The following is a 23071-nucleotide window of genomic DNA, read 5'->3' on the forward strand; positions in this document are numbered from 1 at the left end:
AGGGCAGGACGGCGCGGAGGGCGCCGTCCGCCAGAATGATCAGAGCCGGCTTTCGCTCTCTGCGTCGAACAGCGAGCCCCGCGCGATGTCGAAGCCGACAACGACCTTGTCCCCGGCGGCCAGCGGAATATCGCTGCTGCAGCGGAAGGTGACGGGAATGCCGGCAACCTTGGTCCAGGCCAGGGTTTCCGAGCCCATCGGCTCGACGATTTCGATCTCGGCATCGGCCTTGAACGGCATGCCCTCGGCAGCCTCGCCGATGAAGATATGCTCGGGACGAACCCCCAGAACCGCCTTGGCCGCGCCGGTGCGCGCGCCACCGAATTCATAGGCGCCCACCGGAATCCTGGTGCCGTCCTCGGCGGTGAAGATTTCACCATCCAGCGTGCCATTGATGAAATTCATCGACGGCGAACCGATGAAGCCGGCGACATAGAGATTGACCGGCTTGTTGTAGATGGTGTGCGGATCGGCCAATTGCTGGATCACGCCATTCTTCATGATGGCGATGCGGTCGGCCAGGGTCAGCGCCTCGATCTGGTCGTGGGTCACGTAGATCATGGTGTTCTTGAGCCGCGCATGCAGCCGCTTGATCTCGACGCGCAGGTCCGAGCGGAGCTTGGCGTCGAGATTGGACAGCGGCTCGTCGAACAGGAACACGTCCACATCCCGCACCAGGGCGCGCCCGATGGCGACGCGCTGGCGCTGGCCGCCGGACAGATTGGCCGGCTTGCGCTGCAATAGCGGCTCGATCTGGAGGATTTCCGCCGCACGCTTGACCCGCTGGTCGATCTCGGCCCGCTTCATGCCGGCGACCCGCAGCCCGAAGCTGAGGTTCTTTTCCACCGACATCTGCGGATAGAGCGCATAGGACTGGAACACCATGCCGATGCCGCGATCCTTGGGCTCTTCCCAGGTGACGTTCTTGCCGTTGATGAAAATCTGCCCGTCCGACACGTCCAGCAGGCCGGCAATGCAATTGAGCAGGGTGGATTTGCCGCAGCCCGAGGGCCCGAGCAGCACGATGAACTCGCCCTGGGCAATGTCGAGATTGAGGTGCTCAAGCACCTTCACCGACCCGAAATTGAGCGACAGATCCTTAATGGAAACGCTGGGTTGCATAATCGATTATCCCTTCACGGCGCCGGCGGCGACGCCGCGTACGAACAGCTTGCCGGAGACAAAGTAGATGATCAGGGGCACGAGGCCGGTCAGCACGGTCGCGGCCATGTTGACATTGTATTCCGGCGTCCCCTGAGCCGAGTTGACGATATTGTTGAGCTGCACGGTCATCGGCAGGTTCTGCGTGCCGGCGAAGACGACGCCGAACAGGAAGTCGTTCCAGATGCCGGTGACCTGCAGGATGAGCGCAACGACGAAGATCGGCAGCGACATGGGCAGCATGATCTCGAAGAAAATGCGCCAGAACCCTGCGCCATCGACGCGCGCGGCCTTGAACAATTCCTGGGGCAGCGAGGCGAAGTAATTGCGGAACAGCAGGGTCAGGATCGGCATCCCGAAAATGGTGTGGATCAGGATAACCGCCGGAAGCGTACCGAAAATGCCCATTTCCCGAGTGATCATCACCAGCGGATAGAGCATCACCTGATAGGGGATGAACGAGCCGAAAATCAGGATCGAGAAGAAGATTTCCGACCCCTTGAAGCGCCAGTTGACCAGGGCGTAGCCGTTTACCGCCGCGATGAAGATCGAGACGATCGTGGACGGAATGGTGATCTTCACCGAGTTCCAGAAGCCCGGGGACAGACCGTTACAGGTCAGGCCCGTACAGGCGCTGGTCCAGGCACGGCCCCAGGCATCGAAGTTCAGCGCGCTCGGCAGCGCGAAGATATTGCCGAAACGGATTTCGGGCATGGTCTTCATCGAGGTGACGACCATGATGTAGAGCGGGAACAGGAAGTAGAGGCTGAAGAAAACCAGCGTCGTGTAGATGATGATCCTCTTCGGCGTGAAGAACGGCTTAGGCTTGGGCCCGCGCGGTCCTGCCTCCGGGACGGGCGCAGAAGCGGGCGCACCGGACATGGTTGCGGTCTGGCTCATGAGCGGCGCCCCTTCCCACCGAATTCAAGATAGGCCCAGGGGACCATGATGATCAGCACGGTCAGCAGCATCATCGTCGAGGCCGCAAGGCCCTGGCCGATATTGCCGCCGCCAAACATGTAATCGTAAACGTATTTCGCCGGCACTTCGGACGAGATGCCCGGCCCGCCATTGGTCAGCGCCACCACGAGGTCATAGAGCCGGACGATACCGGACCCGATGATGACCACGGCCGTCACGAGCACACCGCGCATCATCGGCAGAACGACCGAAATATAGGTGCGCCAGGTGGGGATGCCGTCCACGCGGGCGGCCTTCCAGATTTCCTCGTCGACGCCGCGCAGGCCGGCCAGCATCAGGATCATGCAGAAACCGACGCCCTGCCAAAGCCCGGCAATCAGCAGCGCAAACAACACCATGCGCGGATTGCTGATCCAGTCGAAGGTGAATCCCGCCCAGCCCAGACCGCGCATCGTGCCCTGCAAGCCCAGCGTCGGGTTCATGATCCACTGCCAGACAAGGCCCGTCACGATGAACGACAGGGCAAAGGGATAGAGCATGATGGTGCGGAAGGCGCTTTCGAAACGCACCTTCTGGTCCATCAGAACCGCCAGCAGGAAACCCAGCGTCAATGTCAGGACAAGCGACATCGAGCCGTAAAGAAGCAGGTTGGTGATCGAGACATTCCAGCGGGATGTCGCAAACAGGCGCTCATATTGGTCGAAACCAACAAAGTCATTGCGCGGCAACAACCGGGAATTGGTGAATGAGTAATAGACCGTCCAGATCGTGCAGCCCACGAAGATGATGAGAACCGTGGCGACCATCGGGATGGCGGCTATCTTGGCCGACAGATTGTGCAAGAAAAGCCGGCGGAATGGACCTGGCCGGGATGAATCTCCGGCAACCTGGTCGGATTGGGTGGCGATATCCGCCATTTATGCCTCTCCATAGAGATGTGGCCGGCCTTGGCAAACAAGGCCGGCCATCGCTTTACGTGGAGCGCCGGTACCGACGCCGGACCAGATTAGTCGGCCTGATCGATGATCGTGGCATAACGCTCAACATAGTCATCCACCGAGATATTGTCGTCGGCGATGAACTCGAGGTTGAGGTCTTCAAGCTGCTTCTGCGTATCGCTCGAGAGCGAGAAGTCGCCGGAAGGCAGCAGGCCATTGTCCAGCAGAGCAAGAGCCTTGGTCATGCAGGCATTGGCGCCCGACAGGTCGATGTCGGTGCGGATCGGCATGGAGCCCTTGACCAGGTTGAACTTCAGCTGGGCTTCGGGCGAGATCAGGATGCGGGCAAGCTGCTCCTGAGCTTCGATCACAGCCGGATCGGTGCCTTCGGGCAGAACCGGGAAGTAGAAGCTGTCGCCACCGCCGGTGAGCTGGGTGCCCAGGCCGAGCGCCGGGAGACATTCATAGTCTTCGCCGGGAACGCCGCCTGCAATCTGCAGGTCGCCCTGCAGCCAGTCGCCGTGGATATTGCCGGCCGCATCGCCCGACAGGAGCTGATTGCCCGCATCGCCGAACGAAGGAACCATGGTTTCCGGAGAAACAACGCTGCGCAGCATGTCCATGGCTTCCGCGACCTTGCGGAATTCGGGACCGCGAACGGCGTCGGCGTTCTTGTCGCGATTGACCTGCATCACCAGGTCGGTGCCGCCGATACCGGCCATCAGCACGCCCGGAATGCCGTTGATCGGCCAGCCGGTGCCCAGGGCGAACGGCAGGATGCCGGCTTCTTCCAGGGCAGGCCAGGACGCGACATATTCATTCCAGTTGGTCGGAACCGGCTGGCCGATCTTTTCGTAAGCGGCAGTGGAGAGCCACAGCCAGTCCCACGAGTGGATGTTGATCGGCAGACAATAGAGACCGCCTTCGTAGCGGCAGGGCTCGAGCAGTTCCTGGTCGACATAGAAGGAGTCGATGTCGAGATCGGCGACGATGTCGGTCAGGTCGCGCATCAGGCCGGCCTGGATGAGCTCCTCGGCATCGCGGCCGGTATTCATCTGGGTGGCGCCCATCGGGTTGCCGCCGATGATGCGGCTGATGATGACCGGGTTGGCGCCGGTGCCCGAGCCGGCCAGGGCGCTGTCGACCCAGGTATTGCCGGTTTCTTCTTCGAAGACCTTGGCGAATTCGGCGATAGCGGCCGCTTCACCGGCCGACGTCCACCAATGGGTCACTTCCAGCTCGGCAGCATAGGCCGTGGAGCCGAGGAAAGCGGTTGCCATAGCGGCAACCACTGCAAATTTCTTCATAGGTTGTCCTCCCAACGAACACGAGGAGCTTGCGCTCCAGCGATGCACCGGCTGCATACCCGTCTTTACCGGAGCGCAGGTCGCAGCCGTGTGTAATCGATTGCACTACACGTTCCAAAATGGTTGTGCAATCGATTTCAGGAGTTTCGTACGAGCCTTGCGGACCTGTCAAGATCGATTTAGACCGATGCGGGGGCTGACAGCTTGAGGGGGCGCTGCCAGAGATGATTCAGTCGAGAAAAACGCCGACAATTCAGGATGTTGCGCGATTCGCGAATGTATCCGCCGCCACCGTGAGCCGCGCGCTGTCGCGTCCGGATCGGGTCAGCGAGGGCACGCGGGCGCGGATCGCCGAAGCCATCCATGTAACCGGTTACACGCTGAACCAGGCGGCGCGCTCCCTGCGCCAGCGCAGCGCCCATACGATCCTCGTGGCCCTGCCCGACATCCGCAATCAGTTCTTCTCCTCCATCCTGGACGCGATCGAGCGGGAAGCCACCGGGCGCGGTTATGGCGTCCTGGTGGCGAACCTCTATTTCGGGCACGAAACGGCGCGGCGCCTGCAGGATTACATGCTGTCCAACCGGGCCGACGGATTGCTGCTGCTGGATGGATCGCTCAATCCCGAAACCCTCAAGGCGATCACCCTGCCGCCCTATTCCGTGCCGCTGGTGGTGGCCTGCGAGGAAATTCCCGATCACGGCTTCCATACGGTCGTCACCGACAATGCCCAGGCCGCGGAGCGCGTCACCCGGCATCTGCTGGATCTGGGGCACACACGTATCGGCCATATCATGGGGCCCGAAACCAATGTGGTCGCGCGCGACCGGCTGGCGGGGTTTCAACGCACCATGCAGCAGGAGGGTCATCCGGTGCCGGCCGAGTGGGTATTCCGCGGCAATTTCGAGATGGCGAGCGGTTTCGCCGCCGCCGCGCGTTTCGTCTCGCTGACGGAACGGCCGACGGCCATGTTCGCCGCCAATGACGAATCGGCCATCGGCTTCCTGTCCGGCCTGCGCCAGCACGGGATCGAATGTCCGCGCGATATTTCCGTGGTGAGCTTCGACGACCTGAGCGTCGCCGCTCACTACACCCCGCCCCTCACCACGATGCGCCAGCCCCGCGAAACCCTGGGGCGGCTGGCGGCGGAAATGCTGATCGACATCCTCGAAGGGACCGAACCGCAGCGCGGCCCCCTTCGAATCGTGCTGAATTCCGAACTGATCGTGCGCGAGAGTACCGGGCACCCTGCCCCGCAATCGCATTGATCTGCCACCGCGCGGCCCATGGATTGGGGGGGCAACGTTGATATGGACCTGCGGACAATCGCAGAAAAGCTGGCGATCCCGACAGGATTCGAACCTGTGACCAACAGCTTAGAAGGCTGCTGCTCTATCCAGCTGAGCTACGGGACCGCGACGGCTCTCCTTTACAACATTTTTCCGCCAAGGCCACACCGGTTGACGGGCTTCCCGCTCGAATCCGTGCCGGAAATCGCCTTTTGCGGCGTGTGGATAAGGCCCCTTGCACCCGCCGGATCACGGTCTGCTTACCGAAGGATTTACCATATCGGCTTGCCCGGACCGGCGAATTAGGCCACTTTGTCGCCATAAATGGGGACTGATCCACTGGCTGAGAACGCGATCCGACCAACCATCGTGCTCTTCGATCTCGATGGGACATTGGTGCACCACGTCAATCCGCGTGTGTTGCAGATGCTCGAATTCCTGGACGATTGTTCGCACCGGGGCGCCAGGCTCGCGGCCCGCTTCCGCCTGATGCGCCGCAACTGCGTTTCCGAGCGCACGCCCAAGCTCCTGGTGCACAAGGCCATCCACAAGGTGCGTCGCAAATCCGTCGAGGAAATGCTGGAGCCCTGCGAGACGATGCGCGGCGTTCTCGAGCGCCTGCGCGCCGAAGGCGTGGCCCTGGGCGTGGTCAGCAACGGGCTGGGTCGCGGCTATGGCCATGACGTGCTCGGCGCCTTCGATCTGCAGAAATATTTCAGCGCCGCCGTGTTCCGCGAGGACGTCTCGCGCGGCAAGCCCTGGCCCGATTCCATCATCACCGCCCTGCGCGGCCTGGGGCGGGATCTGCGGGCCAACGATGTCATCTGGTATATCGGCGATCAGCGCAAGGATATCGCGGCGGCGCAGGCTGCCTCGGCGGCCCTGGGCCGGGCCATCCGCCCCTTCGCGCTCGGCGCCCGGGCCGCCCTCGGCACGGTGGAAGCGCGCATTTCGCCGACGCAGATCATGTGGAGCGCCGCCGATTTCGAGCGCACCGTTTCGGCCACCTTCGAGACGGATTACCGGGGCCGGTCGCTGGTCGACCCCCTGCCCGCACCACTGCTCTAGAAATCGAATCCCATCTGCGTCGCGGCCTTTTCGGGCGCCGGCGCGGCCGGCTTCGCCCGCTTGCGGGCCGGCGCAGGCTCATCTGGAGCCGCCGCAACGGTTTCGATGGCCGCCGGCGGCAGGATGATCGCCGACTCCGGCGGCTGGACCATGATGGGCGCGGCCAATTCGGCCTCCCCATTCTCTTCCACCCTGTCCGCTTCCCGCTCCGCCGCCGAAAACGCCTCGATCCAGCCGAGCGCCTTGTTCAGCTTGCGGGCACGGAAAGCATAGAGATTTTCCCGGCCCTTCTTCACCTCGGCCACCAGCCCCGCCTCCTTGAGCACCCGCAGATGCCGGGAGATGGCCGGACGGCTGATGGTGAAGGAATCGGCCAGGCGATGCACGGGAATCGGCCCGTCGGCCAGGATTTCGATGATCCGGCAACGGGTGGTGTCCGCAAGGGCGGAATAGAGGATAACGGGCGGCTTGATCTTCCGGGTCATGCGCCGGTTAAAGTAACACCAGCGTTACCCGTCAAGGCCCCGGAAAAGCCGGCAAGCACTTGTTCACCAGGAAAGTTGCCCACCGCTTTACGCTCGCACGCAAATGTCGGGCTCCGGCAAGGATCCGGTCATATCCAGGCCACACCATGGGGGCATGGAGGACCGATGACGAGCGCAGCCATGACCGAAGGCCGGCAACGCCGGGCCTATTCCATTGCCGAACTGGTGGCCGATGCCGCCGTGCATATTGTCGGCCTGGTCGTCGCCATAGCGGCCGGCTCGACCCTGCTGGTCCTCGCGCTGCTGCATACCGCGCCCGAGGCCTTTCCGGCGCTCGTGGTCTATGTGGCGACGCTGATCGTGGTGCTGGGCGTATCGCTGGCCTATAATCTCTATCCGGCCTCGCCGGTGAAACATTACCTGGCGCGGCTCGACCAGGCGGCCATTTTCCTGTTCATCGCTGGCTCTTACACGCCGTTCCTCGCCGTGCTTGGCGGAACGCCCGTTGCCACGATCATGATGAGCCTGGTCTGGGGCGCCTCGCTGCTCGGCGTGGCGCTGAAACTGATCGTACCGCAGCGCTTCGGGCGGGTCGCCATCCTGCTCTACCTGGCCATCGGCTGGAGCGGCGTCCTGGTCTTTCAGGCGCTGGGCCAGGCCCTGCCCGCCTCCACGCTCTGGCTATTGCTGGCGGGCGGCCTGACCTATTCGGCCGGGATCGTCTTCCACCTGTGGGAAAAGCTGCGCTTCCAGAACGCGCTCTGGCACGTCTTCGTGGTGGCGGGCGCGAGCCTTCACCTCTGGGCCGTGATCGACTGCATGGTCGTCGCCCGCCTCTAAGCTATTGAGCAGGCCTGATCCTATCATGCTCGACCCGGTCGCCGGCCGCGATGCCGAGCTCGACCGACCGGCCGCCGGGGATTTCCAGCACATATTGCACCGGACCGTCCGACGGGATCGAGGTCTCGTCATGCGGACGAGCATTGACGTGGATGTTCCTCACCATGCCGTCACTGCCGATGAACAGCATGTCGAGCGGGATGAAGGTATTGCGCATCCAGAAGGAAACCGGGCGTTCCTCCTTAAAATCAAACAGCATGCCCGCGTCCGGCGCCAATTCCTGCACATACATCAACCCCTGCGCCCGGCTCTCCGCCGTATCGACGACCTCGACCGTAAAGGCGTGTTCGCCGCCCTCGGAATGGATGACGAGGCGGGAATCGTCGCTGCAGGCCGCGAGCGGCATGCTGACCAGCATGGCCGCGAGGGCGCCGGCAAACAGACGCCTGCGCGGCGTTCTGGGGAGCGGAATATTGGCACTGGACACGGAATAACGATCTTTCTGTTGCGAGGCGGCTGGCGGCCGATAGACCGCAAAGCGCCCGTGCCCGCCGGGCAACATCGTCCTTGCGGAAAGCCGGATCGCGGCCTTCCGCCCGATGCCCTAATGCGAGGACGGCGCTTCGCCCCAACCATCAGGACGAATTTCGGCGACCATGAGGCCCTTTGGACCATTGCCATAGCGCACGAGCACGAATTGGCCGGGCCGCAGCTCGGTGATGCCGAAACGCCGCAGCGTTTCCATATGGACGAAAACGTCGGGCGTGCCCTCGCCGGCCGAGAGGAAACCGAAGCCGCGAATGCGGTTGAACCATTTCACTTCCAGCCGGACCATGCCCGAAGTCGGCTCGACCACCACATGGGTGCGCGGGGCCGGCATCTGCGATGGATGCAGCGCGGTGGATTCGTCCATGGAAACGATGCGGAAGGCCTGCAGTCCACCGGGCCGGTTCAGCGCCTCGACGACGATGCGGGCACCCTCATAGGCGGTCTGGTAGCCATCGCGGCGCAGGCAGGTGACATGCAGCAGCACGTCGGCCATGCCGTTGTCCGGCACGATGAAACCGAATCCCTTGCCGGCATCGAACCATTTGATGGTCCCGGCCACCTCGATCACGTCCACCGACGCGTTCTGGCCAACGGGCGCGCTGGTATCGCGCCTGCTCTCTCCGTTTTCTGACGGATTGACGGACTTGCCGTCCTCGCCGTTGACCTTGGCCCCCATTATCCCCAACGCCCTCTTACACGCCCGCAAAACGCGGGTACTCCACACAAGACCAAATCAGTCTGGCCGATTCAACGGCAAAAGTTAAGAAGGTCTTGCGATTTTGTCGACAGTGCAGATCTGCGGCCATTGCCGCGCCCGGCCGAGCTTGTTAGGCCAGTGCCCGGACGAAACAGGAGGATTGCCATGAAATATCTGCACACCATGGTGCGCGTCACCAATATCGAGGACAGCCTCCGCTTCTATTGCGAAGGGCTGGGCCTGGAGGAAGTGCGCCGCATCGAGAACGAAAAGGGCCGCTTCACCCTGATCTTCCTGCGCGCACCGGGCGACGAGGGCGGCCAGGTCGAACTGACCTATAATTGGGACCCCGAGGATTATACCGGCGGCCGCAATTTCGGACACCTGGCCTATCGCGTCCAGGACATCTACGCACTGTGCCAGCACCTGCAGGACATGGGCGTGGTCATCAACCGCCCGCCCCGCGATGGCCACATGGCCTTCGTCAAATCCCCCGACGGCATTTCGGTGGAGCTGATCCAGGACGGCCATCTCGATCCGCAGGAGCCCTGGGCCTCGATGCCGAATACCGGCACCTGGTAACCGCCCGCGCCCAACCTTTAACCGCCCGCTAACCCTGTTGCTTAGCGGGCGGTTAGCGAAACCGATCTAATTTTAACGACCGAACCCACATGCCCATTGCCTGTTGCAGCTTTGCGACAGAGGCCCGGGAAGGTCGATATGCCCCGCCTGCTTCGCTCCATCGCCGCCATCGCGCTGACCGCCATCGTCCTGGCGGGCTGCCTGCCCATGGCCATGTTCGCCAGCGGCAGCGGCTCGGGCTATTCCGGCCTGCGCCAGGACTGGGGCACCTATGTCAGCTCCGGCAATGTCAACGCGCTCTGCATCTCGCCCAAGCTGCGCTTCGTCATCTGGGAATTCGAAGGCCATTTCGGCAAGCGCATCGTGATGAATTCGGGCTATCGCAACGCCTTCCACAATGCCTCGGCCGGTGGCGCGGACAATTCCTATCACACCAAGTGCATGGCGGCCGATTTCTACATTCCGGGCGTGCCCAAGCAGGAGCTGATCGCCTTCGCCATGCGCACGGACAGCGTCGGCGGGCTGGGCTGCTATCCGGGCCGCAACTTCATCCATGTGGACGTGCGCGACCGTCCGCGCGGCCGCCGGACGCCGGTGACCTTCTCGGGCTGTTGAAAACTCGCTCCCGAGAAATTTCCTCACAGGATCAACGCAAAATGGGGTTGCGCAATCAGGCACACCCCACTATACGACGGCCATCGCGCAGATGCGCCCTTCGTCTATCGGTTAGGACGGCACCCTTTCACGGTGCAGAGAGGGGTTCGATTCCCCTAGGGCGTACCACCCTCCCCTTGCTTTTATGGCAGGCGGATGGCTTTTATAGCGCGGACCGTGCGCCCATCGTCTAGCGGTCAGGACACCGCCCTCTCACGGCGGGAACAGGGGTTCGATTCCCCTTGGGCGTACCAATCTCCCCTCTCGCATCATAGGTTTGGTCTGCGCGCTCGTTCCGCGCCGTATTCCCTTCGTCATTGCCGGGCTTGTCCCGGCAATCCAGTTTCGGGCCAGCAATTCATGGACCACCCGGACAAACCGGGTGGTGACGTTTGCCCTTGCAGCAAGCTCTTGGAAGACCTCATGGTGAGCCTGTCGAACCACGAGATCGGGCACGCCTACGCTTTGGTGCCACGCCCTCACCCTTCGACGAGCTCAGGATGAGGTCTACCAAGATACAGCTCAGCCGATCCCGACGATCTCCACGTCACCGCCGACGAAACTCGCTCCTTCGCCGACGCCCTTGCCCATAAGGGCGCGCGCAATCGGCGAGGCGAAGGAGATGGAGCCCGCTTTGGGATCGGCCTCGTCCTCGCCGACGATTCGATAGGTCTGCACCCGCCCGTCGTCGCGCTCGAAGGTCACGCGGCTGCCGAAAGCGACGACATCCTGACCCTCGGGCGGTGGAACCAGCTGCGCGGTGCGCAGGCGCTCGGTGTAATAACGCAGGTCGCGGAACGGGTTGGCGGCCTGCCGCCGGCGCTCGTTGACGTCCTCGACCGCCATTGCCGCATCATAGGCGGTGCGCGCCTCGGCCAATTGCCGCTCCAATGCTGCCAGCCCTGCTTCCGTCACCAGGTTCGGGCCTTCCGGCACCGGGCGGTCGGGCAGCATGGTTTCCGAAGCCGTTTCGGCACTGTCTTCCTTGGTGAAGGCGACGCTCACGGGCGATTCCTCAAATGCTTCTGTTGGTCATGGCATATTTGGGCGGCAGGAACGAATACCCGCCCCGGACGACCTCAAACCTCGGCGCAATTGCCTTCCGTGCCGTCGGTCTCGCCGCGTTCGCGCGCTTCGAGACAATCGCATTGCGTTTCGAAACGGCTGGTCTCGTCCTCGGTCAGCTTTTCCCCCGATTGCAACAGGTCGAGCTGGGCCCTGCACAATTCGGAATCGAGGGCCGGCCGCTGGGCATGGGCAGGCAGGACGGAAAGGGCCAACAGGAGGGCGACGGTGGAAAGGTATTTCATAAGGCGCTCCGTTTGCGGGTCGGGGCGGGTTCGACCACGCAAAAGCGGAGAGAACGTGTCATTGCGGGGAAACTAGCCCCGCCCCACACGCTCCAGCAGCAGATCGCGGGCCTCGTTGATCTTGGCCGCGAGGAATTCCGAGCCGCCCCGATCCGGATGCACGCCTTTCATCAGTTCGCGGTGCGCGGCCTTGATCTCCTCGGCATTGGCGCCGGGCTGGAGCCCCAGCACGGCATAGGCCTCGGCCACCGGATCGCGCGATCCGCCCGAGGGCGCTTCGCCGCCCGGCCCGCCTCCCGCATCCTGTTCGGCGAAATATTCGCGCCACCCGGCGCGATTGGTATCAAGCCAGCTTTCGAGCAGGTTGACGCTTTCCGCATCGTGCCCGATCTCGCCGATCAGCACCCGGGTTTCGTATTCGCCCAGGTCCAGCAGGTCCCAGCCGGCAAATTGCCCATCCAGCACCCGGCCGGACAATTCGCCGGTATCGTGATCGAGCTCCATGGCCAGGTAACGGCTGCGCACCTTGGATGTATTGGCATTGCCCCCGGCGACGCTATCGAAGGAAAACTGGCCGATCCGCCCGCGCAGCAGCACCGAGGCGGCGAGCGCGCCCACGATCATGGCGATGTCGATGCGCCGGAACAGCAGGGCCGCCAGCGCGACCAGGCCCGCAAAGCCGCCCACAATCCAGCGCAGGCTGCGCATCAGCACGCGCCGGTCCATGTTCCGCATCGCCTGCAACAGCCAGAGCGCGGCCAACAGGCCCAGGCCTCCAAGAAAAATCCAGCTCATCTGCCCTCGATCTGCGCCAGCAGCGCCCGCGCTTCGCCATTCTGCTGCAGGCGCAGATGCGCCCTCCCGCCGCTCGCAAAGGCGGCCACAGCCTTCAGTAGCGCCGCCAATTGTCCCGGCGCCGAATTGTCGAACCGGGCATAGGCGCCCTTGGACAGCCGCGCGAATTCGCGGAACGCCGCTTCGACGCGGGCATCGCGCCCTTCCTGGAACACGAAGATCGGCAATCCCAGCAGGCCCAGCTCCCCGGCCTTGGCGCAGAGCGCATCGACATCTTCCTCGATGGCATCCCCGACAAAGACCATGGCATTGATCCGCCGCTTCTTATGCTCGTCCCGGGCATGGTTGAACACCTTGCCGATCTGCGTATTGCCGCCCTGGCAGGCTATGCCGCTCATCAATCGCGCCAGGGCCGAGGCATCCTTGACCCATTTGGAAGCGCGGCATTCGCCCAGCCCGCGGAAATAGAGCAATTGCACCTGCAGATGCGCGTCGTCCGGAATCGCCTCGAACATGCCGGCCTGCAGGGACACGGCCATGTCCCAGGTGGGCTGGCGGCTCATCGTGGCATCCATGGCGAAGAGCAGCCGGCCGTCCTCGGCGGCATTGGGTCGCGCGAGCTTGCCCACCTTCTCCACGAAGCTGGCGATTTCGTCGCGAACCGCGCCCTGCTGCTGCACGACGCCATCCCGGCGGGTCGTCGGATTCTTCTCACTCATGGTTCGAATATGTGGGGCGATCACCGCCCCGGCAAGGGATTGACGAAATTCTGCTTGTCTTGGTCGAAATGCGGGCGCCTCATTCGTCATGGCAGGAGAAATCCTGTTAGGAGGGAAATCCAAATGGAACGGCATTACGGCTGGGTCATCGTGGCCGCCGGCGCGGTGATCACCTGTCTGGCAATGGGCGCGATGTTCGCCCTGCCCGTCTACCTGCAACCGATCTCGGACGAAACCGGCTGGACCCGGGCCGGCATTTCCGGAGCGATGACGGTGGGCTTCATCGTCATGGGCGTGGCCGGCTTTCTCTGGGGCACGCTGACCGACCGCATCGGCGCCCGCCCCGTGGTGCTCATCGCCGCCGTGCTTCTGGGCCTGGGCCTCTTCGTCGCCAGCCGGGCCGACAATCTCTTCATCTTCCAGTTTGCCTATGGCGGGCTGGTGGGGGCCTCGGGCGGCGCCTTCTTCGCCCCGCTGATCGCCACCACCCTGGGCTGGTTCGACAAGCATCGGAGCCTGGCCGTCTCGCTGGTCTCGCTGGGCGGCGGCATCGCGCCCATGACCATTACCCCGCTGGCCACCGTGCTGATCCAGACCTTCGGCTGGCGCGACGCGATGATGATGACGGCCATCGGCGCCACGCTCTTCATCGTGCCCGCCGCCTTCCTGATCCGCCGCGCGCCCGAGGCCGTGGCGGCCGCGCCGAGCCCGGCCAGCGACGTGGCCCCGGCCGAACCGCGCCCAACCAATATGGGCGCCATTTTCCGCACGCCGCAATTCTTCGTTCTGGCCGGCGTGTTCTTCCTCTGCTGCGCCGCCCATTCCGGGCCGATCTTCCATACGGTGAGCTATGCCATGCTCTGCGGCGCCTCGGCGCTGGCGGCGGCCAGCATCTATAGCGTCGAGGGCTTTGCGGGCCTGTTCGGCCGCGTCTTCTTCGGCGTGCTGGCTGACCGCATCGGCGTCAAGCGGGTCATCGTCGCCGGCCTCGTGCTCCAGGCCGTGGGCATCTATCTCTATATCTATGTCAGCGAATTGCCCCATTTCTACATGCTGGCCGTGGTGCTGGGCCTGGTCTATGGCGGCGTCATGCCGCTCTATTCGGTGCTGGCGCGCGACTATTTCGGCCCCAAGGTCATGGGCACGGTGCTGGGCGGCATCACCATGACCTCCTCCATCGGCATGGCCTTCGGCCCGGTCGGCGGCGGCTGGCTGTTCGACACCTTCGGCGACTACCACTGGCTCTACGTCGCTTCGGCCGGCGTGGGCCTGGCGGCGGCAGCCCTGGCGCTGGCCTTCCCGCCCAAGACGCAGGACGAAACGCCGACCGCAGCGCAGCCGGCGTAACGGGTAAGGCTCCGATTACCGATCAGGCGGGGCTCGCCACGGCGGCCCCGCCATTTTCATCATCGTCCTTGCCTGCCGCATAGGCGGCCGACAAATCCCGGTAATAGCGGGAATTGAAGGCCAGGATGGTGATGATCACCCCAATGAAGCCGGCAATGGTGAAGACCAGGGCAATGCCTCGATCCGGCCCGGTGCCGAACCAGGAGCCGATCGTGTCGGCGCCCGCCCCATCAGTCATGAAGGGGATGACGATGAACTGCGTCAGCGGCCCGATCAGGAAGGCCGTGAGCGGGGATGCCGATTGCTCCACCGATTGGGCAAAGCCGAAGACGCGCCCCTGCCGCTCCAGCGGCACCACCTTCTGCAATGTCGTATGCTCGGCCGCCTCGGCATAGGGGCCCAGCAGCATCCAGATGAAACAACCGCCCGCCAGCAGCCAGATCGACGGCTGGATGGTGAAGACGCAGCACACCGACCAGGTGATGAGATTGACCAGGAGCAGCGTGCGCAGCGGGTTCTTGCCCAGGCCAGTACGCGAAATGATGATGCCGCTGGCGATGAAGGCGGTGGAGAGCACGCCGAACAGCAGGCCCCAGACCTCCACGGAAACCAGCGACAGCCCATAGGCGTCGAGCAGGGCCATGAAGACGCCGCCCAGGAAATTGTTGAAGCAGGCGAAGAAGATCAGCGCGAACAGCCCCGGCACCGCGGCGATGACGCGAATGGTGCCGGCAATATCGACGCGCTTGGGCTCTTGGGGCACGTCCGGACTCGGTGCCGGGCGGCCCTCGTCGATCCGCACCAGGCTCAGATGCAGCAGGACCAGGATGGTGGCGCCCAGCGCCAGGGCCAGCACGCCCAGCATGCCGGTATAGGCCACCAGGAAACCGGAAATCACCGAGGTGGTGAGAAAACCGATGCCGCTGACCATGCCCACAAGGCCATTGGCCTTGTCGCGCTGGTCCTCGGGAATGAGGATGGTCACCAGGGTCGGCAGCGCGATGGAGCGGATATTACCGGCAATGACGCCCAGCATGACCACCAGCACGAAGAGCCAGAGATAAGGCCCGAAGGGATCGGTGAAGGCGCCCTCGGGCTCGATCAGCACCAGGACAATTGCGGCCGCATAGAGCGCCGCCGACACCACGCTTGACCCCATCATCGCCAGTTTCTTGCCATTGTGGTCGACGATGGAGCCGAACCAGAAACCGAAGCCGGCCGTGAAGACCAGATAGACGCCCGCGATCATGCCCGTGGCGAAGACCGAATGCGTCTCGAGAAAAATCCAGAAGGTGATGGCGAACCACACCGTGAAATTGGTGACATTGGCCACAAGGTTGTTGGCCAGGATTTGGTGAAACGGCTTCATCGAACTTTCCCGCTCGGAATGCGCGGGCGCATCCCGTTTCTCTGAATGTACAATCTCGCGGACCACCCTGACGAGGGGTGTCAGTAGCCCGCAGCATTCAGACGAACGGCACCATTCCGGTTCGACATGGGGCGGGGCGATTGCTCCGCTGCGCCGCTACCAGCAGCGCGGCCAATAGATATCGTCGCGAAAATCTTCCGGAATCCGGGACATGCGCGACAGCGCGCCGGCGGCGAGATCGATCTGTTCGCAGAGCTGGTGGATGCGGGCGGGCACCGGGGTGCCGGAGACATATTCGCGCATCCGCCATTCATCCAGCCCCAGCGCGTCCTTGCGCCGCCGCGCCTCGGCCTCGATGTCCATGGGGCGAACCGCGCCGGAATGGCCGATGGCCTGGTCCGGTTCACTCCATTCCCTGCTCTCTATCGCGAAACGCATTCCGGCCGCCTTGCGGGTCGCGCCGCAAATCGGCGGACCACTGGTTCAAATTTAATCGATATCGGTTACGGAAGCGCAAAGAATTGGGCGGCCTACACCGCCCTGCCCGTGCTAAAGGACCATCATGTCGATCCTCTATCTCATGGCCGCAGAATCCGAATATGGCCCGCATCTGCGCGCCCGCATCAACCCGGTCATGGTCGGAATCGGCCCGGTGGAAGCCGCCGTCAACACCACGCGCATCCTGGCCGAAGCCAATGAACGGCCGCGCCTCGTCGCATCCCTAGGCTCGGCGGGTTCGCGCCTGCTGGACCATTGCGGCGTCTACCAGGCCATCTCGGTCTCCTATCGCGACATGGACGCGTCCCCGCTCGGTTTCATCCGGGGCGAAACGCCGCTGACCGGCCTGCCCGTCACCCTGCCGCTGGAACCGCTTGTGCCCGGGCTTGTCCCCGCCACGCTCTCCACCGGCGCCAATGTGGTTTCCGGCGCCGCCTATGACGGGATCGCCGAGGACATGGTGGATATGGAAACCTTTGCCATCCTGCGCGCCTGCCAGGCCTTCGGCCTGCCGCTTCTGGCGCTGCGCGGCATTTCCGACGGCAAGAGCGAACTGCGCCAGCTCTCGGACTGGACGGACTATCTCCACGTCATCGACGAGAAGCTGGCCGTGGCGGTGGATCTGGTGGAAGCGGCCTACGCGACGCGCTAGGCGCCGCGATCGCCCTGCCCCTGCTGCTTCTTCTTGTCCCGGCGGGCGCGCTGCCAGCTGGTCCATTTGCGGCTGCCGCGCAGGATGGCCATGTTCACCGGGCCTTGCAAAAAGATCAGGTCGACGGCCAGCAGCAGCAGGCCCAGCGGCAACATCCAGATGCCGAGCACCGGCAGGAAGCTGAAAATGCCGCCCAGCACCAGTAGGATGCCGAGCGGTATCCGCACCCAGCGCGCCTCAGGCCGGCGCACGCGGGAAAGCCAATTCGCCGCCAGGGCGGGAATCCGGCGCTCCAATCGATCGAACAGGCGATTCAGCCGTTCCGTGCTTTTGCTCATCGAGGCTTTCTCCAGCATGAGCAGTAAATGGCTGCCACAAGGCGGCGGATCAAGGGCAAAACGGAACCCGGGCCGGAGATATTTCGTTGATCGGCAAACAGGAGCGTCCCCATGTCTCTCGACCATGTCCTTGCCAGCCTCGGCCTGGCCCATCGCGACCCCAACAGCCTTGAAGCGCGGATCGAGTCCCTGCAGCGCGACATGCGCCGCATCGGCCGCCGGCTTTCCAGCCAGGCCGAACACACCGCAGAGGATTGGGGCGATCACCTCTCCGATTTCGGGCGCGAAGCGGCGCGACAAAGCCGGCACCTGGCCGAGGCCGCCGGCACCCAGGCTTGGCGCGGCGCCAGGGCCGTGCGACGCGACCCGCTGCCGGCCATTGCCGTGATCGGCACAGCATTCCTGCTGGCGCGGCTGCTGCGGCGGTAACCTTCCGCTTACCGTCCTTCTGAGGCATTCCTTAAGGCTGCGGGCGCATTTTCAGGCGCAGAGACATCTTTGTCACAGCCTGGAATGCCCCCATGTCCCGCTCTGCCGGCGCCCTGCTGCGCCTCGCCATTGTCGCCGTCGCCGCCACCAGCCTCGGCGGCTGTTCCTTTCTCGGGATGAATTTCGGCTTCAACCGCCTGACCGAGAAGGAATGCATGATGCGGGCGATGTATTTCGAATCCAACCGCTCCAGCGCCGATGGTATGCTGGCCGTCGGCACGGTGGTGATGAACCGCCTCAACGATCCGCGCTACCCCAAGACGGTTTGCGAGGTCGTGGGCCAGAAAAACCAGTTTGCCCAGGGCGTCCTGACCAAGCCGATGACCGATAGCGGCGCGGTGCTCGCCTCCCAGGTTGCCGATCAGGTCCTGCGCGGCTCCCGCCATCCCGGCGTGCAGAATGCCCAGCATTTCCACACCGCCGGCCTGCGCTTCCCCTATAACAACATGTTCTATGTGCTCGAAGCGGGCGGCAACGAATTCTACGAAAAGCGCTCGGTGCGGTAGGTATTTTAGCCTTCTCACTTCTCCCACCGGCAAGCTGGATTGCGGGGACAAGCCTGACAATGGCGAGGGGTGGAATTCAAGCCGCCCAATAGCCCAACAGACGCTATCTGCCTCCGGTAGACCTCATTCTGAGCCTGTCGAAGGAGGAGGTCGTGGCGCACGAGCCTCAACGTTCCCGACCTCATGGTTCGACTGGCTCACCATGAGGTCTCCGGGTCCTAAAAATCCCCGCCGATATCGAAGCCGCCACCTCCGCCCCAATCATCACCGCCGCCCCAGTCGTCACCACCATCAGATGGCTCGTCGGGCGCGGGATTGTCGACATTCTCGGCTGCCGATGCGGGCGTGCCGAACATGCCGGCAATGGCCGAGCCGAGCAGCAGGCCGCCAGTGACGCCAAGCGCGGTCTGTGCCGCGCCAGCCAGAAAGCCGCCTTCGGCCGGGCGGTCCCAGGGGCCGGACCGGCGCTGGGGCTGCGGCTGGCGCCGCTCCGGCCTGTCCTGGCCGAAAATACCGCCCAGAAAGCCCGAATCCTGACGCTCGGCCCGCTCTTCGAGTTCGGCGAGGCGCTGCTGCTGTTCACGCAAGGCCGCTTCCTGCACGATGATCGTCTGGGCCATGTAATAGGCCGCCGCAGGGTGCTGGCGCAGGCGTTCGCGGATCAGCGCCTCCGCGTCGACATCGCGGGGGCCGCTATGGCGCTCGACATTGGCCAGGCGCTCGAACAAGTCCTCGATGGCGCGTTCATCTTCCGGTCTCAGCATGGCGCTCTCCTCTGTGTGCTTGTCTGCACATGGGAAGCCGCCGGGGACCGCGCAAGGCCGCGCCCGAAATCAGGGACGCCCGCGAGTCTGGCGCAGCACATAGCCGATCACCACCGCCATCGCCTCGTAAAGCTCGAGTGGAATGGTCTCGTCCAGCTCCACCCCACTCAGTGCCTCCGCAAGCACGGGATTGGCCTCGATGACTACGCCGTTCTCTTCGGCCAGAGCGATGATCTTCTCGGCCAGCAGCCCCCTGCCCTTGGCGACGACGCGCGGCGCCTCGCGCGAGCCGTTTTCATAATGCAGCGCCACCGCCAGCGCCCGTTCATCGCGAGGGTCCTGGCTCATCCCATTGCATCCACGATATGGCCCGCCGTCGTGGCCGGATGGGCCGGCGCGCTGGGCGCCCCCGCCCGCACGACCAGCGCGCCGGGAACAAGCCCCAGGCCTTCGATCTCCTGCCGTAAGGCATCGATGCCGGCATCGAGCAAGGCCGCGATCTCTGCCCGCTCGGCCCAGAGCAACACGCCGGTGCCGCTGCCCCGCAGCGAGATTTGCGCGCCGATCTCGCCCATATCGCTAAGATTGATGGCGAAGCGCACCTGCCAGCCGCGATCCTCCGGCCGCTCGGGATCGGCATCGCGGTCGCGATGGATATGCAGATGCAGCAGGCTTTGCTGTCCGCCCATCACCACCGGCAAATCCATGCTCCATTGCGCCTCGTGCCGCGCGGCGGGTTCGGGCAGGGAAGCGTGCTGATGCAGGCGCAGCCGCGACAGAGCGGCCTCGGTCCGGTCGAAGAGCACCTTGCCGGCCAGATTCGGATCGTCCGGCAGGTCGGCTGGTGGAGCGTCCCCGCCCCGGGCGCGCGGCATCGCCCCGCGCAACGGCGGCGGAATGGCGCGCACCGGATCCAGCGCCGGCTGCTCGCCCAGCCAGGCGCCGAGCTGCCGCTGCAATCCCAATAGCGCCGTCTTCATGTCGCCGCCCGCCGCCCTGCCCTGGCCGGCGGCCAGCATGGCTTCCTGAAAAATCCCCGAATTGCGGATCGCCTTCTGCAGGCCGGCGGCGCTGGGGCCGCCATTGTCCAGCGCCAGGCTCTGGCCCAGAACCTGCTGCGCCGCCTTGGCCACTTCGGCCGGCAGGGCCAGCCGGCCCACCGCCTGGGTCAGGGCAGTGGTCAGCCCCACCACGCTGTCCTGACGCGCCAGCGCCTGTTGCACCATCTGCCCCAAGGCAGCCTGCGGAGCAGGCGCCGCCATTGCCGGCGCTGGCGACCGGGCAACAGGCGTGGCTACTTGCGGAGCCGGCCCATTCGGCGCGGCCTGATGCTGGCCCACGGGCGCAGCCCCAGCCGATTGCGCCACGGGCGGCAAGGCGGTCGTCGCCGATCCCATATTGGCCACCGCCGGCCCCGGCGCCACGACCGGCGCCGCGACGGCATAGGGAATGGCGGGCCGGCCGGTGGCCGTAGCAGCAACCGCTGGCGAAGCTGCGGACGCCGGCGTCCGTTCGCCCGGCACCGCGGCAGCGCCGGACGACGGGGCGGCCATTGCGGTGTTCGTCGCCGGCTGCGGATTGACGGGGGGCGCCGCATTCGGCCCACGTTGCCCGGACAGCGCCGCGGCGGAGAGCTGCACCGAGGTCGCCGGGGTCTCGACGGGCGCAGAGCCGGCGGCCCTGGGCGGCTGGACGGAGAGGAGCGCCATGCGCACCTGCCCCTCGCCCTGCTGCACGGCCAGCGTCAATGTCGTGCCGATGGGTTGCGGAGCGGGCAATTGCAGGTTCATCACCTGCCGGCCGATCTGCACCTGCGTCGTGCCATTGGCCAATTGCGCCAGGACCCGCGCTTCCACGTTCTGGTCCCCGGCATGGGCCATGGCGCGCAGCATCGCGCTGGCCTGCGCCAGGGGAATAGGCGGCAATTGCGACGATATGCTCATCTGCCACACCGAATCCGGCCACATCATGCGGCCGGAAAAGTCTAGCGCATCATCGCCGCCGCGTCAGGAGCGGATATCATTGTACTCTTTGGTGACCGGCTTGCCCCGGAACGTCACCCAGAAGAAATTGAGCGTATAGGTGCCCGCGGTGCGGAATACGCCTTCCTTTTCCAGCCGCCGGCCCGAGGTCTTCATCTTGAGCGCGAAAGTCCATTTGACCCCGCCGACCTTGGACAGGCGCACCGCCACATCGGTGTCCTCGCCGAAAAAGTCGATGGACCGGTCATAGCCGCCCACGGCGGCCCAGGCGGCGCGCTTGAAGACGAAATTGCCCCCCTGCACCACCGAGCCCACGCGCAGAACGAAGCGGTTGAGCAGGTAGATGAGATAGGTCAGCCCATAGAACATGCCGACCAGGAACCGGTTATGGGCCGCCATGTCGTAATAGATATAGGGCCCCGAGACACAGACCAGCTTGGGATCCTTGTCGAATTCGCGATAGACCACGTCGAGCCAGCCTTCGGGCACGATGGTGTCGCTGTCGATATTGGCGACCAGCTCATAGCCTTCGCTGGCGGCAAAGCCGGCATCGCGCGCATTCACCAGCCCCTTCTTGGGCTCGTCCACCACCCTGACGCCATCGAAGGATCGGGCGATTTCGCCGGTGCGGTCGGTCGAGGCATTGTTGACCACGATGACATCGGCCGGAACGCCGGAGCGCCGGATTTCCGCCAGCACCGAGGCGAGGCATTTCCCGATCAGCGCCTCTTCGTTATAGGCGGGAATGACAAAGGCAAGTTTCATTGCGATCCTCACGCGGCTCGGGCCGGCTCCGTCTGGGGTGCATGCACATAGCGCGCACGGGCCGCCGCGGCAACCGTCCCGCGCCGATGCGCCGCCTTGCCGGTTTCGGCGCGATCGGCCTTGAATGTCGCGGCGGAATGGGCCCTCCTTACCTGCCGGCAACGGCGCGACTCGGAAGCGGCAGGCCATGGCAGATGCGACGAAACCACCGGCGGACGACGAAAACGGCACGGAAAAGGGCCTGGCCGGCCTGCGCTCCAGGCTGCGGCTGCTCTATCACGGCCAATCGCCCAAGGCCCTGCGCTTCCAGGCGACGATCCTGGTGGTCGACCTCGCCATCATCGCTTTCTTCATCGCCTCCCCGCTGCTGCGCGATTCGGCGAGTTTCCTGTGGATCGACTATTCCATCGCCGCCATCCTGGCGCTGGACCTGACGGCGCGAGGCCTGGCCTCCACCCATCCGCTGCGCTGGCTGCGGCAATTGCCGGTGATCGTGGATATCTTCATCCTCATCACCCTGCTGGCGCCCACCTGGTTCTTCAATCTGGGTTTCCTGCGCATCCTGCGGCTCTGGACGCTGTCGCGGTCCAGCATCGTCTGGCGCCCGCTGGAAAAGCGCGGCCTGGGCAGCTACCGCGACACGATCCAGGCGGTGATCAACCTCCTGGTCTTCCTCTTCGTGGTCACCGGCTTCGTCTATACCGCCTTCGCCCAGCGTGACGCCGGCATTGCCGGCTATGTCGACGCGCTCTATTTCACCGTCACCACCATGACCACGACCGGCTTCGGCGATATCGTCCTGCCGGGTACGTTCGGCAAGCTGGTGTCGATAATCATCATGATCATCGGCATTTCGCTGTTCGTGCGACTGGCTCAGCTGGTCTTCCGGCCCAACAAGGTCACCTTCCCCTGCCCCCAATGCGGCCTCTCCCGCCACGAGCCGGACGCCGTCCATTGCAAGGCCTGTGGACACCTGCTGAAGATTCCGGATGAGGGGGTGCATTAGTCATTCACGCCTCAACGTCCCCCACCATCGTCACCACCGG

At 64.3% G+C, this 23071-nt stretch carries 27 protein-coding genes, 3 tRNA genes and 1 pseudogene; 12 read left to right on the top strand and 19 right to left on the bottom strand.

What is annotated here, in order from left to right; translation table 11 throughout:
* Positions 1-39 precede the first annotated feature (39 nt).
* The 4 genes from A3840_RS12685 to A3840_RS12700 all read right to left on the bottom strand — a co-directional run bounded on the left by A3840_RS12685 (position 40) and on the right by A3840_RS12700 (position 4327).
* On the bottom strand, positions 40-1122 hold the full coding sequence (locus A3840_RS12685; RefSeq protein ID WP_067457261.1) for an ABC transporter ATP-binding protein: 1083 nt from the start codon (positions 1120-1122) through the stop codon (positions 40-42).
* Positions 1123-1128: 6 nt separating this feature from the next.
* Positions 1129-2061, bottom strand: coding sequence for a carbohydrate ABC transporter permease (locus A3840_RS12690; RefSeq protein ID WP_067457263.1), 933 nt, complete (start codon positions 2059-2061; stop codon positions 1129-1131).
* Positions 2058-2999, bottom strand: coding sequence for a carbohydrate ABC transporter permease (locus A3840_RS12695; protein ID WP_067457267.1), 942 nt, complete (start codon positions 2997-2999; stop codon positions 2058-2060). The genes A3840_RS12690 and A3840_RS12695 overlap by 4 nt, the downstream gene beginning before the upstream one ends.
* 89 nt (positions 3000-3088) lie before the next feature.
* The gene (locus tag A3840_RS12700) at positions 3089-4327 is read right to left on the bottom strand and encodes an ABC transporter substrate-binding protein (RefSeq protein WP_067457271.1); all 1239 of its coding nucleotides are present in this window, start codon (positions 4325-4327) and stop codon (positions 3089-3091) included.
* A 224-nt stretch (positions 4328-4551) separates the two neighbouring features.
* Between A3840_RS12700 and A3840_RS12705 the strand changes: the two genes are divergently transcribed.
* Positions 4552-5595 carry a LacI family DNA-binding transcriptional regulator gene (locus A3840_RS12705; RefSeq protein ID WP_067457274.1) on the top strand — a complete coding sequence of 348 codons (1044 nt, stop codon included), beginning with the start codon at positions 4552-4554 and terminating at the stop codon, positions 5593-5595.
* A gap of 70 nt (positions 5596-5665) precedes the next feature.
* Here the strand turns inward: A3840_RS12705 and A3840_RS12710 are convergent.
* Positions 5666-5742 (bottom strand) — tRNA-Arg (locus tag A3840_RS12710).
* Between the two features lie 198 nt (positions 5743-5940).
* Here A3840_RS12710 and A3840_RS12715 point away from each other — a divergent pair.
* Entirely contained in the window at positions 5941-6684 is a 744-nt protein-coding gene (locus A3840_RS12715) for an HAD hydrolase-like protein (protein WP_082903869.1), read from the top strand.
* Here the strand turns inward: A3840_RS12715 and A3840_RS12720 are convergent.
* Positions 6681-7169, bottom strand: a complete 489-nt coding sequence (locus A3840_RS12720) for an ArsR/SmtB family transcription factor (protein WP_067457280.1) — start codon at positions 7167-7169, stop codon at positions 6681-6683. The two genes, A3840_RS12715 and A3840_RS12720, sit on opposite strands and share 4 nt — an antisense overlap.
* A gap of 165 nt (positions 7170-7334) precedes the next feature.
* Between A3840_RS12720 and trhA the strand changes: the two genes are divergently transcribed.
* Positions 7335-8009: a PAQR family membrane homeostasis protein TrhA gene (gene trhA / locus A3840_RS12725; RefSeq protein WP_067457282.1), complete on the top strand. Its 675-nt coding sequence runs from the start codon at positions 7335-7337 to the stop codon at positions 8007-8009.
* Position 8010: 1 nt separating this feature from the next.
* Here the strand turns inward: trhA and A3840_RS12730 are convergent, their stop codons facing one another.
* Together A3840_RS12730 and A3840_RS12735 are read right to left on the bottom strand one after the other, a co-directional pair.
* Positions 8011-8571, bottom strand: coding sequence for a DUF192 domain-containing protein (locus A3840_RS12730; protein ID WP_082903870.1), 561 nt, complete (start codon positions 8569-8571; stop codon positions 8011-8013).
* A 42-nt stretch (positions 8572-8613) separates the two neighbouring features.
* Positions 8614-9234, bottom strand: coding sequence for a cold-shock protein (locus A3840_RS12735; protein WP_082903871.1), 621 nt, complete (start codon positions 9232-9234; stop codon positions 8614-8616).
* 186 nt (positions 9235-9420) lie between these two features.
* Between A3840_RS12735 and A3840_RS12740 the strand changes: the two genes are divergently transcribed.
* From A3840_RS12740 to A3840_RS12755, 4 genes are all read left to right on the top strand, one after another.
* Positions 9421-9837, top strand: a complete 417-nt coding sequence (locus A3840_RS12740) for a VOC family protein (RefSeq protein ID WP_067457285.1) — start codon at positions 9421-9423, stop codon at positions 9835-9837.
* Between the two features lie 138 nt (positions 9838-9975).
* Positions 9976-10452, top strand: a complete 477-nt coding sequence (locus A3840_RS12745) for a YcbK family protein (protein ID WP_067457287.1) — start codon at positions 9976-9978, stop codon at positions 10450-10452.
* Positions 10453-10545: 93 nt separating this feature from the next.
* Positions 10546-10620: transfer RNA gene (locus A3840_RS12750), tRNA-Glu, on the top strand.
* A gap of 50 nt (positions 10621-10670) precedes the next feature.
* Positions 10671-10745: transfer RNA gene (locus A3840_RS12755), tRNA-Glu, on the top strand.
* A 268-nt stretch (positions 10746-11013) separates the two neighbouring features.
* Here A3840_RS12755 and greA read toward each other — a convergent pair.
* From greA to A3840_RS12775, 4 genes are all read right to left on the bottom strand, one after another.
* A complete protein-coding gene (greA, locus tag A3840_RS12760; protein WP_067457290.1) occupies positions 11014-11496 on the bottom strand; it encodes a transcription elongation factor GreA in 483 nt (160 codons plus the stop codon).
* Between the two features lie 74 nt (positions 11497-11570).
* A complete protein-coding gene (locus A3840_RS12765) occupies positions 11571-11801 on the bottom strand; it encodes a hypothetical protein (protein WP_067457293.1) in 231 nt (76 codons plus the stop codon).
* 72 nt (positions 11802-11873) lie between these two features.
* Positions 11874-12596, bottom strand: a complete 723-nt coding sequence (locus A3840_RS12770) for a DnaJ domain-containing protein (RefSeq protein ID WP_067457296.1) — start codon at positions 12594-12596, stop codon at positions 11874-11876.
* Positions 12593-13315 (bottom strand): VWA domain-containing protein, encoded by a 723-nt coding sequence (locus A3840_RS12775; protein ID WP_067457299.1) that lies wholly within the window; start codon positions 13313-13315, stop codon positions 12593-12595. Before A3840_RS12775 ends, A3840_RS12770 begins: the two co-directional genes overlap by 4 nt.
* Positions 13316-13438: 123 nt before the next feature.
* On the opposite strand from A3840_RS12775, the gene A3840_RS12780 reads away from it, so the two are divergent.
* Complete coding sequence (locus tag A3840_RS12780; RefSeq protein WP_067457303.1) at positions 13439-14662, top strand: MFS transporter; 1224 nt, start codon at positions 13439-13441, stop codon at positions 14660-14662.
* A gap of 22 nt (positions 14663-14684) precedes the next feature.
* On the opposite strand, the gene A3840_RS12785 is transcribed toward A3840_RS12780, so the two are convergent.
* The gene (locus tag A3840_RS12785) at positions 14685-16031 is read right to left on the bottom strand and encodes an MFS transporter (RefSeq protein WP_067457307.1); all 1347 of its coding nucleotides are present in this window, start codon (positions 16029-16031) and stop codon (positions 14685-14687) included.
* A gap of 156 nt (positions 16032-16187) precedes the next feature.
* Entirely contained in the window at positions 16188-16469 is a 282-nt protein-coding gene (locus A3840_RS12790) for a hypothetical protein (RefSeq protein ID WP_131798319.1), read from the bottom strand.
* 124 nt (positions 16470-16593) lie between these two features.
* Here A3840_RS12790 and A3840_RS12795 point away from each other — a divergent pair, with 124 nt between their 5' ends.
* A complete protein-coding gene (locus A3840_RS12795; protein WP_067457314.1) occupies positions 16594-17181 on the top strand; it encodes a 5'-methylthioadenosine/S-adenosylhomocysteine nucleosidase in 588 nt (195 codons plus the stop codon).
* Here A3840_RS12795 and A3840_RS12800 read toward each other — a convergent pair.
* Complete coding sequence (locus tag A3840_RS12800; RefSeq protein ID WP_067457444.1) at positions 17178-17519, bottom strand: hypothetical protein; 342 nt, start codon at positions 17517-17519, stop codon at positions 17178-17180. The genes A3840_RS12795 and A3840_RS12800 overlap by 4 nt on opposite strands.
* 111 nt (positions 17520-17630) lie before the next feature.
* On the opposite strand from A3840_RS12800, the gene A3840_RS12805 reads away from it, so the two are divergent.
* On the top strand, positions 17631-17948 hold the full coding sequence (locus A3840_RS12805) for a hypothetical protein (RefSeq protein ID WP_067457316.1): 318 nt from the start codon (positions 17631-17633) through the stop codon (positions 17946-17948).
* 92 nt (positions 17949-18040) lie between these two features.
* A pseudogene (locus tag A3840_RS12810) lies at positions 18041-18505 on the top strand (cell wall hydrolase); the annotation flags it as partial.
* A gap of 227 nt (positions 18506-18732) precedes the next feature.
* Here the strand turns inward: A3840_RS12810 and A3840_RS12815 are convergent.
* The 4 genes from A3840_RS12815 to A3840_RS12830 form a co-directional block, all read right to left on the bottom strand.
* Positions 18733-19278, bottom strand: coding sequence for a DUF2076 domain-containing protein (locus A3840_RS12815; protein WP_067457322.1), 546 nt, complete (start codon positions 19276-19278; stop codon positions 18733-18735).
* Positions 19279-19347: 69 nt separating this feature from the next.
* Entirely contained in the window at positions 19348-19626 is a 279-nt protein-coding gene (locus tag A3840_RS12820; RefSeq protein ID WP_067457325.1) for an EscU/YscU/HrcU family type III secretion system export apparatus switch protein, read from the bottom strand.
* Entirely contained in the window at positions 19623-21221 is a 1599-nt protein-coding gene (gene fliK / locus A3840_RS12825) for a flagellar hook-length control protein FliK (RefSeq protein ID WP_165603180.1), read from the bottom strand. The genes A3840_RS12820 and fliK overlap by 4 nt, the downstream gene beginning before the upstream one ends.
* Positions 21222-21284: 63 nt before the next feature.
* Positions 21285-22025 carry a glycosyltransferase family 2 protein gene (locus tag A3840_RS12830; RefSeq protein ID WP_067457331.1) on the bottom strand — a complete coding sequence of 247 codons (741 nt, stop codon included), beginning with the start codon at positions 22023-22025 and terminating at the stop codon, positions 21285-21287.
* 187 nt (positions 22026-22212) lie between these two features.
* Between A3840_RS12830 and A3840_RS12835 the strand changes: the two genes are divergently transcribed.
* Positions 22213-23031 (top strand): ion channel, encoded by an 819-nt coding sequence (locus A3840_RS12835; RefSeq protein ID WP_067457334.1) that lies wholly within the window; start codon positions 22213-22215, stop codon positions 23029-23031.
* Positions 23032-23071 lie beyond the last annotated feature (40 nt).

Source organism: Devosia elaeis, from assembly GCF_001650025.1.
Lineage (GTDB): Bacteria > Pseudomonadota > Alphaproteobacteria > Rhizobiales > Devosiaceae > Devosia > Devosia elaeis.

Coding starts and splice junctions, on each gene's coding strand:
- A3840_RS12730 (WP_082903870.1), bottom strand. CDS start 8,571: ATGTTGCCCGGCGGGCACGGGCGCTTTGCGGTCTATCGGCCGCCAGCC.
- A3840_RS12830 (WP_067457331.1), bottom strand. CDS start 22,025: ATGAAACTTGCCTTTGTCATTCCCGCCTATAACGAAGAGGCGCTGATC.
- A3840_RS12695 (WP_067457267.1), bottom strand. CDS start 2,999: ATGGCGGATATCGCCACCCAATCCGACCAGGTTGCCGGAGATTCATCC.
- A3840_RS12805 (WP_067457316.1), top strand. CDS start 17,631: ATGTCTCTCGACCATGTCCTTGCCAGCCTCGGCCTGGCCCATCGCGAC.
- A3840_RS12715 (WP_082903869.1), top strand. CDS start 5,941: ATGGGGACTGATCCACTGGCTGAGAACGCGATCCGACCAACCATCGTG.
- A3840_RS12765 (WP_067457293.1), bottom strand. CDS start 11,801: ATGAAATACCTTTCCACCGTCGCCCTCCTGTTGGCCCTTTCCGTCCTG.
- A3840_RS12800 (WP_067457444.1), bottom strand. CDS start 17,519: ATGAGCAAAAGCACGGAACGGCTGAATCGCCTGTTCGATCGATTGGAG.
- A3840_RS12685 (WP_067457261.1), bottom strand. CDS start 1,122: ATGCAACCCAGCGTTTCCATTAAGGATCTGTCGCTCAATTTCGGGTCG.
- A3840_RS12820 (WP_067457325.1), bottom strand. CDS start 19,626: ATGAGCCAGGACCCTCGCGATGAACGGGCGCTGGCGGTGGCGCTGCAT.
- A3840_RS12790 (WP_131798319.1), bottom strand. CDS start 16,469: ATGCGTTTCGCGATAGAGAGCAGGGAATGGAGTGAACCGGACCAGGCC.
- fliK (WP_165603180.1), bottom strand. CDS start 21,221: ATGAGCATATCGTCGCAATTGCCGCCTATTCCCCTGGCGCAGGCCAGC.
- A3840_RS12785 (WP_067457307.1), bottom strand. CDS start 16,031: ATGAAGCCGTTTCACCAAATCCTGGCCAACAACCTTGTGGCCAATGTC.
- A3840_RS12835 (WP_067457334.1), top strand. CDS start 22,213: ATGGCAGATGCGACGAAACCACCGGCGGACGACGAAAACGGCACGGAA.
- A3840_RS12700 (WP_067457271.1), bottom strand. CDS start 4,327: ATGAAGAAATTTGCAGTGGTTGCCGCTATGGCAACCGCTTTCCTCGGC.
- A3840_RS12705 (WP_067457274.1), top strand. CDS start 4,552: ATGATTCAGTCGAGAAAAACGCCGACAATTCAGGATGTTGCGCGATTC.
- A3840_RS12775 (WP_067457299.1), bottom strand. CDS start 13,315: ATGAGTGAGAAGAATCCGACGACCCGCCGGGATGGCGTCGTGCAGCAG.
- A3840_RS12795 (WP_067457314.1), top strand. CDS start 16,594: ATGTCGATCCTCTATCTCATGGCCGCAGAATCCGAATATGGCCCGCAT.
- trhA (WP_067457282.1), top strand. CDS start 7,335: ATGACGAGCGCAGCCATGACCGAAGGCCGGCAACGCCGGGCCTATTCC.
- A3840_RS12735 (WP_082903871.1), bottom strand. CDS start 9,234: ATGGGGGCCAAGGTCAACGGCGAGGACGGCAAGTCCGTCAATCCGTCA.
- A3840_RS12780 (WP_067457303.1), top strand. CDS start 13,439: ATGGAACGGCATTACGGCTGGGTCATCGTGGCCGCCGGCGCGGTGATC.
- A3840_RS12815 (WP_067457322.1), bottom strand. CDS start 19,278: ATGCTGAGACCGGAAGATGAACGCGCCATCGAGGACTTGTTCGAGCGC.
- A3840_RS12740 (WP_067457285.1), top strand. CDS start 9,421: ATGAAATATCTGCACACCATGGTGCGCGTCACCAATATCGAGGACAGC.
- A3840_RS12745 (WP_067457287.1), top strand. CDS start 9,976: ATGCCCCGCCTGCTTCGCTCCATCGCCGCCATCGCGCTGACCGCCATC.
- A3840_RS12770 (WP_067457296.1), bottom strand. CDS start 12,596: ATGAGCTGGATTTTTCTTGGAGGCCTGGGCCTGTTGGCCGCGCTCTGG.
- A3840_RS12720 (WP_067457280.1), bottom strand. CDS start 7,169: ATGACCCGGAAGATCAAGCCGCCCGTTATCCTCTATTCCGCCCTTGCG.
- A3840_RS12690 (WP_067457263.1), bottom strand. CDS start 2,061: ATGAGCCAGACCGCAACCATGTCCGGTGCGCCCGCTTCTGCGCCCGTC.